Raw genomic sequence first — 13,415 nt, forward strand, 5'->3', positions numbered from 1 at the left:
ATGAGATTTCCTTTTAGCATTAGCTAAGTAAGATCCCTGAAAGATGATCAGGTTGATAGGTCAGAGGTGGAAGCGCGGTGACGTGTGGAGCTGACTGATACTAATCGATCGAGGACTTAACCAAATTAGTTATTTTCGCTAACGCGAAAATAACTTAGATACTCAGTATTTACTTTTCTTCTTACAAACATTATCTAGTTTTGAGGGAACAAAAAAACCTCTTGAAAAATATCAAAAAGATATTATAATAATAATTGTCTGGTGACGATGGCGAGAAGGCCACACCCGTTCCCATGCCGAACACGGAAGTTAAGCTTCTCAGCGCCGATGGTAGTTGGGGGATTCCCCCTGTGAGAGTAGGACGTCGCCGGGCAGTTGTTAAGAATATTCCGCAGTAGCTCAGTGGTAGAGCATTCGGCTGTTAACCGAACGGTCGTAGGTTCGAATCCTACCTGCGGAGCCATACTTCTCAAAACGGCTTTCCGTTTTTGGGCTATACGCATAATAATGCTTCCATAGCTCAGTAGGTAGAGCACTTCCATGGTAAGGAAGAGGTCAGCGGTTCGAGCCCGCTTGGAAGCTTTCTTAAATAATGGCCCGTTGGTCAAGCGGTTAAGACACCGCCCTTTCACGGCGGTAACACGGGTTCGAATCCCGTACGGGTCACCAAAGTTTTTTCGCAATAGCGAAAATAACTCTTCTTAATATTAAACTATTAAGAGAGAATTACTTTTAATGTGGAGGATTAGCTCAGCTGGGAGAGCATCTGCCTTACAAGCAGAGGGTCGGCGGTTCGAGCCCGTCATCCTCCACCATTATTTTTACAAGAGAATAAACCTTATTATATGCCGGCCTAGCTCAATTGGTAGAGCAACTGACTTGTAATCAGTAGGTTGGGGGTTCAAGTCCTCTGGCCGGCACTCTTCGGAGGGGTAGCGAAGTGGCTAAACGCGGCGGACTGTAAATCCGCTCCCTCAGGGTTCGGCGGTTCGAATCCGTCCCCCTCCACCATTATAGTTTTTAAAAAACTGGACATACTATTACTGTCCTTTTTTATTTTGTCATTGGGCTATAGCCAAGCGGTAAGGCACCGGACTTTGACTCCGTCATGCGCAGGTTCGAATCCTGCTAGCCCAGCCATTTATGAGCCATTAGCTCAGTCGGTAGAGCATCTGACTTTTAATCAGAGGGTCGAAGGTTCGAGTCCTTCATGGCTCATTTATTTAACAGCTCTTGCCTTAGTGGCAATTAAGGAGCTGTTTTTCTAAATTGCGGAAGTAGTTCAGTGGTAGAATACAACCTTGCCAAGGTTGGGGTCGCGGGTTCGAATCCCGTCTTCCGCTCCATGATTCCATTGGGGCCTTAGCTCAGCTGGGAGAGCGCCTGCTTTGCACGCAGGAGGTCAGCGGTTCGATCCCGCTAGGCTCCACCATAAATACATATAATTCAATCCTTAGGTCACAGTACCTAAGGTTTTTTTTATGCAATTAGCACGTTCTAAAATATGAAATAGACTATATAGAATTGTATAAACATTCAGCATTTTGATAAGTTGAGTCATTCGATATACTGCGATTAAAATAGAGGTAAGGGGTGAGAGGAGGGGGAAAATGAGAAAGCTTGCAATTTTAGGGATGCCTATGGACTTGGGGCAATTGCGTCGAGGAGTGGATATGGGGCCAAGTGCAATACGTTATGCAGAGATTTTTGAAAAATTAAAACATCTCTTTGATGAAATTGAAGACTTAGGTGATATTCCAGTAGGACGTCCAGAAGTAAAAATTGATCATGAATCCAAGCTGCGTAATCTTGATTTAATTGCAGAAAAAAGTCTCATTTTAGCAGAGAAGGTTGATAAAATTATTCAGTCTGGTGCTTTTCCATTAATCCTAGGAGGAGACCATAGTCTATCCATAGGTACATTGGCGGGGATCGGTAAGCATTATAAAAATCTCGGAGTTATTTGGTATGATGCTCATGGTGATTTAAATACGACGGAGACATCGCCTTCTGGAAATATACATGGCATGCCTCTTGCAGTAAGCCTGGGCTTTGGACATGAGCTATTGACAAAACTTGGGGGCTATTCTCCAAAGATTAAACCAGAAAATGTGGTTATTATTGGGGCAAGAGATCTCGATGATGGTGAAAAAGTGCTGATTAAGAAGTTAGGAATAAAAGTGTTTACGATGCATGAAATTGATCGTTTAGGAATGGCGAAGGTAATGGATGAAACGATTACTTACCTAAAAGGCCGTACGGATGGAATTCATTTATCATTAGATTTAGATGGTCTGGACCCATCAGATGCCCCTGGGGTAGGTACACCAGTAACTGGAGGGATTACTTATCGTGAGAGCAACTTAGCGATGGAAATGCTTGCAGAGACAAATTTAATTACATCGGCAGAGTTTGTAGAAGTTAATCCGATTCTTGATGAGAAAAATAAAACGGCAATTGCAGCTGTTGCTTTAATGAACTCATTATTTGGTGATCGATTATTATAAAAAAGCTTTTATGGATTAATATAGAGTACATTGGTTTCCTTCCTAGGAAATTAGGGAGAGAAGAGAGCCTAAAAAAACACAGCAGCGATTTGCTGCTGTGTTTTCCTTTTAATTGAATTTGAATTTCATTTTATATTTGTCTTATAAAAAGTCTCTTTTCTCAAATATTGTTGCTTTTTAAAGGAAATATAAAATGATTTAGCTATGATTCCATTTTAAAGTTCGTTTCGAGATGAGAAAAGAACTTACAAACTGAGTAATAACGCAGAGAAAGGCTTATTTCGCGTTTAAAAAAACTTTACGAAAACAGTCTATAAAAAAAGATTGTCTCTACGTTTTATGCATGTTAGCAGCAACCGAAACTACATACGGACGGAATGATTAAGAACTCTTTGTAGATAATTTATAATACGTATTTATTAATTTGTCTAGTTTTTTACTAGTCTCGATCACGCGTTGATCGGAAAGTGAAGTAATTAAAGCTAAACGAACCATTTCCTCTCGACAATCTTCAATGTCTTTTTTTAATAAATGAATGCTTAACAACACCCTCACCACTTTTCATTGGTCTATTATTTTTATATCCTTTTTATAGGTTTTTAAACAACAACAGTAAATTTTTGTTAGAATGTTTTATATTGGGGTTTAAATTGAAACCTTTTTAGCTATCAGTTCGTAAATAGGATAGCCGCAGATAGAGCGGAGGGTAAGAATGGAAACAATCGTCAATTCGCGGATTAAACAAGTTTTAAAAGGTGACCAAAATGCTTACGGGGAAATAGTGGAGTTATATAAAGATAAAATTTTTCAACTTTGTTTTCGAATGTTGGGAAACCGGCATGAGGCAGAAGATGTAGCACAGGAGGCTTTTATCCGGGCATATGTGAACATACAAGGATTTAATCAAAATAAGAAGTTTTCTTCCTGGATATATAGAATTGCGACTAACCTATGCATTGATCGGATAAGAAAGAAAAAACCTGATTATTTTCTCGATGCTGAGGTTCCGGGGACAGAAGGTCTAAATATGTATTCACAAATCTCATCGGATCACCCTTTACCGGAAGAAAAGCTAGTTAGTTTGGAACTTCAGGAAACGGTGCAGCGAGAAATTGCGAATTTACCGGAAAAGTATAGAACAGTTATTGTTTTGAAATATATTGAGGAGTTATCGCTGAATGAAATTAGTGAAATCCTTGATTTGCCCTTAGGTACGGTGAAAACAAGGATGCATAGAGGGAGAGAATTCTTAAGGAAGCAGTTGGAAAGTATATAAAGCCGAGGTGAAGGAAAGTGAGCTGTTCAGAAAAATATATTGCATTCATGCATGACTATTTAGATGAAGATATTACAGAAAAGAAGGAACAGGAACTTAGGGAGCACTTACAGACCTGTGCGGCTTGTAAGCAACATTTTGATGAATTGAAAAAGACAATTGCATTTGTTCAGAGTACAAGTCATGTTAAGGCTCCGGTAGACTTTACGGCAAATGTGATTGCGAACCTCCCAAAAGAAAAGCGGAAAGTAGAGATTAGCCGGTGGTTCAAGCAACATCCATTGTTCTCGGCAGCCTCCTTATTTCTCATTCTTATGGCGGGTAGTTTGTTCTCAAGTTGGAGTCAAAATGAGCAGTTCTCTTATTCTAAGCAACCGAATTTAGAGGTGGAGAATGATACGGTTATCGTCCCTGAAGGTGAAGTTGTGAAAGGAGACCTTGTCGTTCGAAATGGAAAGATTCAAATTGAAGGAGAAGTGCAAGGCGATGTCACGGTAATAAATGGAGAAAAGTATCTTGCTGGAGCAGGGAAAGTAACTGGTGAGATAAGCGAAGTAGATGCATTGTTTGAATGGATTTGGTACCATATAAAAACGACGACAAAAGATGTTCTTAACTTAAGCGAGGATGATCAATAGTCACTCAATTTGAGTGACTTTTCTTCTATTTTTAATTGGCATTGTGAGGTGGTATTCATAAATTTCGCACTTGTTGTGATATAATAATAAAGTTACAAAAGTCAGACGTTCAAAAATATGTAGAACCGAGTTTTCACTAAACTTTTGGAGGAAAGGCAATGTCATTTGCTGATTGGGATTTATTAAAATACATGGCCAATATTGTTGACATTCTCCTTGTTTGGTTTGTCATATATAAGGCAATTGGATACATTCGTGGAACAAAAGCTGTTCAACTACTTAAAGGAATCTTTGTGATCCTCATTATCAAGTTTGCTAGTGATGTGTTTGGGTTAAACACTCTAGGTTGGATTATGGAACAGGCCATCACATGGGGTTTCCTGGCTATTATTATCATATTTCAACCGGAATTTCGAAGAGCACTTGAACAATTAGGTAGGGGGAGATTGTTCTCGAGGTCCGCTTCAAATGAGGAAGAAAATGAAGCAAAAATGGTTGAGGCCATTATTAAAGCAACAGACTATATGGCTAAACGGCGGATAGGTGCCCTTATTTCTATAGAAAGGGAAACAGGGATGAGCGATTATATTGAAACAGGCATTCAGCTGGATTCAAAAATTTCATCAGAATTGCTCATTAATATTTTTATCCCTAATACGCCTCTTCATGATGGAGCGGTGATTCTTCAAAAAGGTCATGTTGCCGCGGCAGCGTGCTATCTGCCCTTATCAGAAAGTCCGTTTATATCAAAAGAACTTGGAACAAGACACAGAGCCGCTTTGGGCATAAGTGAAGTAACGGATAGTATTACCGTCATTGTTTCGGAGGAAACGGGGAATATATCACTTACGAAAAATGCAGAACTTTACCGTGATGTTAGTATAGACCACTTAAGGGAACTTTTAGAAAGTGAATTTTTAGCCCATGCGAAAGCCAATAGCACAACTTCAACCCGGTGGAATTGGAGGGTGAAGAAGGATGGATAAATGGTTAGATAATCCTTGGTTTTTAAGAGGAGTAGCGTTAGTATTAGCCTTTATGTTATTCGCATCAGTGCCAAATACAAATTTAAATAAATCGGGGAACATCAATGTTCCATCAAATGAAAACACAGAAGTCTTAACGGATGTCCCTGTAAATAGTTATTACGATACTGAAAATTTAGTTGTAACGGGTGTCCCGGAGACGGTGAATGTAACAATTTCAGGTCCAAGGAACATTGTCCAGCAAGCGAAAGCCTTAAGGGATTTTGAAGTATATGTAGATTTGACAAAACTTGAGATGGGAGAGCACCAAATCCAAATCAATATCAAAGAGATCTCTGATCGCTTGACGGTAACAATTGATCCTTCTAATATTACAGTCTCTATCCAAGAGAGAATTACGAAGGACTATAATGTTGAGCCTGAATTCAGTTTGGGAATGCTTGCGGAAGGGTTTATTGCAGGGTCACCGACTGTTGAACCCGCTAAAGTAAAAGTTACTGGTGCCAAAGATATCATTGAACAAATAAGTTACGTCAAAGCAAACGTAAATGTAGAAGAAGGTACAAGGGAAACCGTTAGAAGGGATGCAAGTGTCCTTGTACTGGACAAGGATATGAATAAGCTCAATGTTCTTGTAGAGCCGGAAACAGTAGAGGTTTCAATCCCGGTTAATCAATCGAGTAAAACAGTTCCAGTAGATATTGTTCCTAAAGGGAAGCCACCTGAAGGGGTTACGATTGAATCAATTACATCAGATGTAGAGGAGGCAACGATTGTTGCAGATCCCGAGGTACTTAAGGATGTAAAAAAGGTAAGGGTAGAGATAGATGTTAGCAATATCACAGAGAATACAGAAGTTACCATGCCAATTATTATTTCCAATGGAGTCCTAGAAGTTTCACCGCAGACAGCAAAGTTGTCGATAAAAATAAAGAAACAAGATGAAGTAACCCTATCAAATGTTCCGTTAAGAATTACGGGACAGCCAGAGGACCATGAAGTGGCTTTAGTAGAGCCTAAAAATGGAGAGGTTAGTTTAACTGCGAGTGGTCAAACAGACCTAATAGAATCGTTAAAACCCGAGGATTTCGAATTAGTAATAGATGTGTCAGGATTAGAAGAAGGTGAACATAGCGTTGATATTCAAGTATCAGCACCGAATGACATTAACTGGAGCTTAGCTTCTGAAAAGGCAAATGTTACAATTACTAAAAAGGAAGCTTAACCGGTGAAATAGATTAGAAATAGTTAGGTTACTTTAACCAGCAAATAAGGAGCGATAAATAGAATGGGTAAATATTTCGGTACGGATGGAGTTCGTGGAGTAGCAAATAGCGAACTAACTCCAGAGTTAGCTTTTAAATTAGGGCGTTTTGGCGGTTATGTGTTAACAAAAGATCAAGACCGCCCAAAGGTTTTAATTGGTCGAGATACAAGAATTTCTGGACATATGTTAGAAGGAGCTTTAGTAGCAGGGTTATTATCCATCGGTGCAGAGGTTATGCGTCTAGGTGTTATTTCTACTCCGGGAGTGGCTTATCTTACGAAGGCTCTAGGTGCCCAAGCTGGTGTGATGATTTCGGCTTCTCATAATCCTGTAGCTGACAATGGAATTAAATTTTTCGGACCGGATGGTTTCAAACTTTCGGATGAACAAGAACTAGAAATAGAAGAGCTAATGGATTTGCCAGAGGATCAGCTTCCTCGTCCGGTTGGAGCAAACCTTGGACAAGTAAATGACTATTTCGAAGGTGGCCAAAAATACTTACAGTATTTAAAACAAACAGTGGATGAGGACTTCTCTGGTATTCATGTTGCCCTTGATTGTGCACATGGAGCAACTTCTTCTCTTGCGATGCACTTATTTGCTGACCTTGATGCAGATATTTCTACAATGGGTGCATCTCCAAATGGCTTAAACATTAATGATGGAGTGGGCTCTACCCATCCTGAAGCTTTAGCAGGGTTTGTAAAAGAAAAAGGGGCAGATGTGGGTTTAGCTTTTGATGGCGACGGTGATCGTCTAATCGCTATTGATGAAAATGGACAAGTTGTTGACGGCGACCAAATCATGTATATTTGTGCGAAGTATTTTAATGAAAAGAATCGCTTGAAACAAAATACAGTTGTCTCGACGGTAATGAGTAATTTGGGCTTTTATAAAGCATTAGAAAACGTAGAGATAAAGAGTGTACCAACGGCGGTAGGAGACAGGTATGTGGTCGAAGAAATGAAGCGTAATGGCTATAACCTAGGCGGAGAGCAATCAGGGCATATCATTTTCTTAGATTATAATACAACCGGTGATGGCTTATTAACGGGGCTTCAATTAGTCAATATTATGAAGGTAACTGAAAAGCGTTTATCTGAGCTTGCGGCAGAAATGAAGAAGTTCCCTCAAGTTTTGGTTAATGTACGCGTTGTCGATAAACATCATGTTACTGATAATCTGAAGGTTAGTGAAGTCATTAAACAAGTAGAGGAAGAAATGAATGGAAATGGCCGGATTCTTGTCCGTCCTTCCGGTACAGAGCCATTAGTGCGTGTAATGGCAGAAGCTCCGACGGAAGAGCAATGTCGCGAGTATGTAAATCGCATTGTAGCGGTTGTCGAATCGGAAATGGGATTAAAAGAGTAGTTTTTCATTGGATAAAAAATTAAACGGCATAAGAGATTTCTCTTATGCCGTTTAATTTGCGTAAAATCATCTAATGGTTTGCCATTCTGCAAGTAGTTTTTTGGACTCTTGTATACCGAAAGGAGCGGGCACCAGGAGTTTATCAAAACACGACACGTAGGGCTATACCAATTAATGTGTCAAATGTTCTTTTTAGATTTTCCTTTCATCGTCGGATTGCCAGGCTTTCGTTATTCATAATAGGAATAAGTTAGGTGGGGATAGTAAAGAAGACGAAAATGTTGAAAGGGTGAAACCATGGAATTTCATTTCACATTAGATACAGAAAAGAATGTTGAACAAGCAATTCAATCATTAGAGACAAATCTTAAGGATGAAGGTTTTGGAGTGTTATGGACATTTAATCTACAGGAGAAATTGCAGGAGAAAGGTTTCCAATTAGATGAGGAATTTAAGGTTTTAGAAGTATGTAATCCAAAGGAAGCGGAACGAGTAATAAAAGAAAACATATTGGCAGGCTATTTCCTTCCGTGTAAAGTGGTTGTTTATAAAGAAAATGGAGCAACTAAAATAGGGATGCCAAATCCAACTGCGCTTATTAGTATGGTCGATAACCCTCAACTAAAGGAAATGGCCCAAGACATCGAGAAGCGTTTAATACAAGTAATAAAAAAAAGTGTATAGGCTAGCTGTCTACGTGGCAGCTAGCTTTTTTATCGTCTATAGTTGGGAATCTTAAAGGTGCCATTTTTAGAAATTGTGTTTGTTTTTGCAACTTGATGACATGGCTTTATCCAGAACGGTTAGTCAATCTTAGTTTAGCATACAACAAAAAAGTGAATGTTTGGGGACACTATTATTAAGAGACTTTGTCGTGCTACGGTCAATTTTCTTAGAGGCAGATTTGTAGGGGATTGTGATATTATATTACAAGAATTTGTTAGGGGGGAATATAAGCATGTTTGGGAATCTTTGGTTCTCATCAGAGGTGGTAGAGAATATTGCGATTTCACTAGGCATTTTTTTGCTATTTATGATTTTTAGGAAAATCTTTTCAAAATATGTTTTTAAACTTCTTCTATGGGTAGTAAAAAAGGCGCCAAGTCCGTTCTTTTCGCAAATCATGTTAGCTTTTGAGAAGCCTTTACAATGGGTATTTCTCATTATTGGAATCTTTGTATCCGCTGAGTATTTTCCATATTTTAATGAACATAATCCATTCTTTTTGAGTCTTATTAGGGCTTCACTCATTTTTTTGATCAGTTGGGGATTAATCAATTTAGCCTCAGGATCGTCTGTGTTTTTCCGCAGTTTGAATAAGAAATATAGTATGGAGATTGATGAAATCCTAATCCCATTTTTGTCAAAAGCCCTTAAGGTTGTAATTGTGGCTATTTCTTTCACGATTATCGCTCAGGAGTTCGGGTATGATATCAGTGGTTTTGTTGCAGGTCTTGGAATTGGTGGTCTAGCCATATCTTTAGCAGCAAAAGATGCTCTAGGGAATTTAGTTGGAGGCGTGGTCATTATTACGGAAAGGCCTTTTTCGATAGGTGACTGGATCATGACGCCTAGCGTAGAAGGAACAGTTGAGGATATTACGTTTCGTAGTACAAGCGTTAGGACTTTTGCTCAAGCTCTCGTAACGGTACCGAATTCTACGTTAGCGAATGAAAATATCACAAACTGGAGCAAAATGGGGAAACGGCAAATTAGTTTCCAATTGAGAATCGCGTATAACACGCCTAGAGAGAAGCTAGAGGGCATTGTAAAACAGATTAGAAATATATTAAATCAACATGATGAAGTACACCCTGAAACCATTTTTGCCACGTTCGATAAATATAGTGATAATGGATATGAGATCTTTCTCTATTTTTTCACTAAAACAACGGTTTGGGCAGAATTTTTAAGGATAAAAGAAGAAATCAATTTTGAAATCCTTAAGATCATAGAAAATGAAGGTGTTGAGATTGCTATCCCAGCTAGAAAACTTTATCCTGATGTTGAAATGGAGCAGTTAACAAGTAGAAAGCTCTTAAAAGGAGAGAACTAATCCGCACTCAGAAGGCTTAATCGGGTATGACCCTGGTTAAGTTTTTTTGCGATGACAGCTTTTAGTAATAGCCTGTTCGCTTCCGACAAAAAGTGCACTAATCATCAATTGTTAGATGAAAGCCAGATAATAGTTGAGCCGTCTGAGAGGAGACGAGAGGGGACCCAAAGGTTTGTATTCTTTGTTAAAGTTCTGTTAAACAGATAGCCAATAAAGAGAATAAAGAGCAAAATAGAAGAGGAATCAGAAACTTCGTCACGATAAATAAGGTTTCTGTCCAAATTCAAAAAACCTTGTCGGACTTTGTAGGTAATTGTTCCACTTCCTAAGTAACAGAGTGATCATATGCTAATTTCCCTGGAAATTTGACAATGTTCCACGGGAAACATTTGGGGTGATTAAAAATGATGTCGTTTATTAAAGATTTACTCCTGCACTTTTCTATCATTTTGTTCCTTGGTTTTATGTACAATTTCGTTTATATGCAGAAATTAAGAATCAATTATCATCTCGTATTTATCATCTCAACTTATATAACCCTTTTCGTCACCGTTATTTTCCCAATTCAATTTGTAGACGGGAGTCAATATGATTTAAGATTTCTCCCGGTCTTTATTAGCTTCTTTTATATTAGTCCAAATGTATGTCTTGGACTTATCGGCTTTCTTACTCTTCTTAGTTCTTTAATAGGTGGAAGTGTGCTAATGACAATTTTAAATTATGGAATTGTTTTTTTGTCCTTTATGCTCCTGAAAAAGGCATTTAGGAATGGGGACATTTTTAAAAGAATCTCTCTTGCGTTTTCTATCTATCTCATTATTACCTCCACAAGAGCCGCTTTGCTTCTTACACAACAGAATACTGAGCAACTCCCATATTTACTCGTCTTTTCTGTCGTAGCTTTTCTAGCGCTTGTACTTGTAATTTATATTATTGAAATGACGAATTTTCAGTTGAAAGCAATGAGCGAACTTCATAAAGCGGAAAAGTTCTCCGCTATAAGTCAACTAGCAGCATCGGTTGCTCATGAGATTCGCAACCCAATCACAACAATTAAAGGATTTATGCAGGTTTTAAAAGGTGAGGAGAATTTAACTTCGAGTCAAAATATGTATATTGAAATTTCACTTCAGGAGCTAGACCGGACTCAAACCATAATTAATAATTTTTTATCCTTAGCTAGACCCAATTCTCACCAATTTGGAGAAATTAATCTCTCGCTTGTGTTACATGAAATTACCGAATTTATGAGACCTTATTCCCACTACTCGAATATTGAAATCATTAATGAAATTGAGCAAGGTTTAACAATAAAAGCAGATCCTCATGAATTTAGACAAGTAATTGTTAATTTGGTGAAAAACGGAATCGAAGCGATGCCTAAAGGGGGAATTTTTTACATAAAGGCTATTAAGGATTTAAAAGGAGTTCGGATTTCCTTACAGGATGAAGGGATAGGAATGGATCAAACTCAATTAAAGCGTATTGGGAATCCCTATTATTCGACAAAGGAAAAAGGAACAGGTTTAGGGTTAATGATTTCTTATGATATTATTCAGAGAATGAAAGGGGAAATGGTGGTTGAAAGCGAGCTTGGAAAAGGGACGACTTTCACACTGCTTCTTCCAATTCCAACATCTCGCGCATTATTAGTCGGAATATTTGTTTCCCTTTGGTGCGTATTCTACTAGAATCTATGATATGATACAAAAAACAAGAAAATATTGGATATGATTAGGAAAAGGGTGAGGGGGATTTCATGAGAGCGCGAGCGAGAAAACAAAATACACTATCCTTAGAAAAGGTGAAGGGCTTTTTTACCACGGTTCTTCTATATGTTAGCTTTTATGCTTTTATGATTTTCCTCGTGCTATTTTTTATCCGTAATTTCTCATAGTCCTATTTACTTAATAAAATAATGATTAGGAAGCGCTTAATGGATAAAGGCGCTTCTTCCTATTATTAATTCTCTTGAGGAAGAAAATTTTTTTGAAGGCACCTAAAAACTAGTTAAAAAGCAAGTTAAGAGTATTTCCAATTTAGTTATAGTAAAATGGGAATAGTTCACAAAATTTTGTTAATCATTGATTAGAAAGGCCAGGGGGGATTGTGTTTGAAAAAAAATTCAAATAATCAGGAACTCTTATATTTTCATTTGAACGATAGGGATCATTTTGTTTTGTCATCAGGAATAGAGTTCTATGAATTTTCTCGCTCCTTGTCTGATTCCTTACAAAAACTGTTGCTTTTAAAGCATAAGTTTGAAGAAGGTGAATTTAATAATCATACGTTACTTCATTATGTTCATGAGGAAAGCCTGCAGAAGTTGATGGAAGAAAACATCGCAAATTACGGTGATTTTTGTTGGATTGATTTTGAAGAATTAGAAGGGGTAAATGTTCTCTCACCACAGGAACTGGCTGAAATCCTGTACTTAGGACATACTAAACACCATTTAAAACTCCCTTTTTACAATCAGTTAGGAAATCGTTTTGCTTATTTGTCCCAAGATGATGGTTGGTTGAACAAAATCTATTATCGTAATTTAAATGACTTTTTTCGAATGTTGGGGCAAGTAATTCCTAGGAAAATAATGATGCAAAAGACCGAGAAAACCCTATTAGGAATGCGAAAAAAACGAGAGTATCCTCCAATTAACAAAGAGATTTTGAAGGCATTAACGCCGGTTTTTAAAGAGGGAGTAGTTTTTGCCTTGCGTAAAGTAGAACATAGCAGGAACCGATTAGACTTGCCTCTATGGGTCATTGGTGACTATGATGATATGGACGATATGTTTGATGGATTTTCCCAAGCAAGTAACAATCCCCCAGATGGTCGACTCATTTTTGATAAAAAATTAAAAGAATGGAGCTTACAAGCGGAATAATCTTATACATACAGGATTGGGTGTATTCCTACTTTATATAAAAATGCTTAAGCTGGGAAAATGAACAGGGTGCTTAAGCATTTTTTATTTTTGCATATCTTTTATAGAAAAAGGTTACCTAAAAACTTATAACTGGTTCTGCTTCCTTTCACAAACATTAAGAATAAGCGGAGACTTTCCGGTTAAAATGCAGTTAGAGCTTTGTTCTGGGGAAATAAGCGGAGTTTTTCCGATTAAGCAATGCAAAATTACCTATTTCCACGTTTTTTCGGTGAATAGACGGAATATCTCCGTCTATATACGCATACTTAGGGCTATTTTCCTGATTAAGAGGAAATTCTCCGCTTTTTTATCAAAACATGCTGATTCCCTCACCCAAGTTCGTAAGGAAATCAGCATGATTGGGGGAGGAACAAGATATAAGGGC

11 protein-coding genes, 10 tRNA genes and 2 rRNA genes are annotated in these 13,415 nt (G+C 38.0%); 22 read left to right on the forward strand and 1 reads right to left on the reverse strand.

The features are described from left to right. From M3182_RS23845 to rocF, 13 genes are all read left to right on the forward strand, one after another. Positions 1 to 124 (forward strand): 23S ribosomal RNA (locus tag M3182_RS23845); the annotation flags it as partial. 133 nt (positions 125 to 257) lie between these two features. Further along, a 5S ribosomal RNA gene (gene rrf / locus M3182_RS23850) occupies positions 258 to 373 on the forward strand. Between the two features lie 15 nt (positions 374 to 388). Further along, positions 389 to 463 (forward strand) — tRNA-Asn (locus M3182_RS23855). Between the two features lie 46 nt (positions 464 to 509). Continuing rightward, a tRNA-Thr gene (locus tag M3182_RS23860) sits at positions 510 to 582 on the forward strand. A gap of 12 nt (positions 583 to 594) precedes the next feature. Continuing rightward, positions 595 to 669 (forward strand) — tRNA-Glu (locus tag M3182_RS23865). Between the two features lie 70 nt (positions 670 to 739). Further along, positions 740 to 815 (forward strand) — tRNA-Val (locus M3182_RS23870). A 32-nt stretch (positions 816 to 847) separates the two neighbouring features. Continuing rightward, positions 848 to 920: transfer RNA gene (locus M3182_RS23875), tRNA-Thr, on the forward strand. 6 nt (positions 921 to 926) lie between these two features. Continuing rightward, positions 927 to 1,011: transfer RNA gene (locus tag M3182_RS23880), tRNA-Tyr, on the forward strand. 54 nt (positions 1,012 to 1,065) lie between these two features. After that, a tRNA-Gln gene (locus M3182_RS23885) sits at positions 1,066 to 1,140 on the forward strand. 5 nt (positions 1,141 to 1,145) lie between these two features. Further along, a tRNA-Lys gene (locus M3182_RS23890) sits at positions 1,146 to 1,218 on the forward strand. A gap of 53 nt (positions 1,219 to 1,271) precedes the next feature. After that, positions 1,272 to 1,346 (forward strand) — tRNA-Gly (locus M3182_RS23895). A gap of 10 nt (positions 1,347 to 1,356) precedes the next feature. Beyond that, positions 1,357 to 1,432, forward strand: a tRNA-Ala gene (locus tag M3182_RS23900). 178 nt (positions 1,433 to 1,610) lie between these two features. After that, positions 1,611 to 2,507, forward strand: coding sequence for an arginase (rocF, locus tag M3182_RS23905; protein ID WP_251560362.1), 897 nt, complete (start codon positions 1,611 to 1,613; stop codon positions 2,505 to 2,507). 381 nt (positions 2,508 to 2,888) lie between these two features. Here the strand turns inward: rocF and M3182_RS23910 are convergent, their stop codons facing one another. After that, positions 2,889 to 3,065: a Spo0E family sporulation regulatory protein-aspartic acid phosphatase gene (locus M3182_RS23910; protein ID WP_349775475.1), complete on the reverse strand. Its 177-nt coding sequence runs from the start codon at positions 3,063 to 3,065 to the stop codon at positions 2,889 to 2,891. A gap of 154 nt (positions 3,066 to 3,219) precedes the next feature. On the opposite strand from M3182_RS23910, the gene sigW reads away from it, so the two are divergent. From sigW to M3182_RS23955, 9 genes are all read left to right on the forward strand, one after another. Further along, positions 3,220 to 3,783: an RNA polymerase sigma factor SigW gene (gene sigW, locus M3182_RS23915; RefSeq protein ID WP_251437027.1), complete on the forward strand. Its 564-nt coding sequence runs from the start codon at positions 3,220 to 3,222 to the stop codon at positions 3,781 to 3,783. A 17-nt stretch (positions 3,784 to 3,800) separates the two neighbouring features. After that, the gene (locus tag M3182_RS23920) at positions 3,801 to 4,421 is read left to right on the forward strand and encodes a zf-HC2 domain-containing protein (RefSeq protein WP_251437029.1); all 621 of its coding nucleotides are present in this window, start codon (positions 3,801 to 3,803) and stop codon (positions 4,419 to 4,421) included. A 158-nt stretch (positions 4,422 to 4,579) separates the two neighbouring features. Then, positions 4,580 to 5,407, forward strand: coding sequence for a diadenylate cyclase CdaA (gene cdaA / locus M3182_RS23925; protein ID WP_251437031.1), 828 nt, complete (start codon positions 4,580 to 4,582; stop codon positions 5,405 to 5,407). Next, entirely contained in the window at positions 5,400 to 6,632 is a 1,233-nt protein-coding gene (locus M3182_RS23930; RefSeq protein WP_251560365.1) for a CdaR family protein, read from the forward strand. Before cdaA ends, M3182_RS23930 begins: the two co-directional genes overlap by 8 nt. Before the next feature lie 63 nt (positions 6,633 to 6,695). Then, positions 6,696 to 8,045, forward strand: a complete 1,350-nt coding sequence (glmM, locus tag M3182_RS23935; RefSeq protein WP_251560367.1) for a phosphoglucosamine mutase — start codon at positions 6,696 to 6,698, stop codon at positions 8,043 to 8,045. Positions 8,046 to 8,342: 297 nt separating this feature from the next. Next, a complete protein-coding gene (locus tag M3182_RS23940; RefSeq protein WP_251437037.1) occupies positions 8,343 to 8,729 on the forward strand; it encodes a DUF302 domain-containing protein in 387 nt (128 codons plus the stop codon). Between the two features lie 274 nt (positions 8,730 to 9,003). After that, positions 9,004 to 10,101, forward strand: coding sequence for a mechanosensitive ion channel family protein (locus tag M3182_RS23945; protein ID WP_251560369.1), 1,098 nt, complete (start codon positions 9,004 to 9,006; stop codon positions 10,099 to 10,101). 404 nt (positions 10,102 to 10,505) lie between these two features. Then, the gene (locus M3182_RS23950) at positions 10,506 to 11,792 is read left to right on the forward strand and encodes an ATP-binding protein (protein ID WP_251560371.1); all 1,287 of its coding nucleotides are present in this window, start codon (positions 10,506 to 10,508) and stop codon (positions 11,790 to 11,792) included. A 422-nt stretch (positions 11,793 to 12,214) separates the two neighbouring features. Then, positions 12,215 to 12,988 (forward strand): hypothetical protein, encoded by a 774-nt coding sequence (locus M3182_RS23955; protein ID WP_251437044.1) that lies wholly within the window; start codon positions 12,215 to 12,217, stop codon positions 12,986 to 12,988. The last annotated feature ends 427 nt before the right edge of the window (positions 12,989 to 13,415 follow it).

The sequence above is a fragment of the Mesobacillus maritimus genome (genome assembly GCF_023715205.1).
Taxonomy (GTDB): Bacteria; Bacillota; Bacilli; order Bacillales; family Cytobacillaceae; genus Mesobacillus_B; species Mesobacillus_B maritimus_C.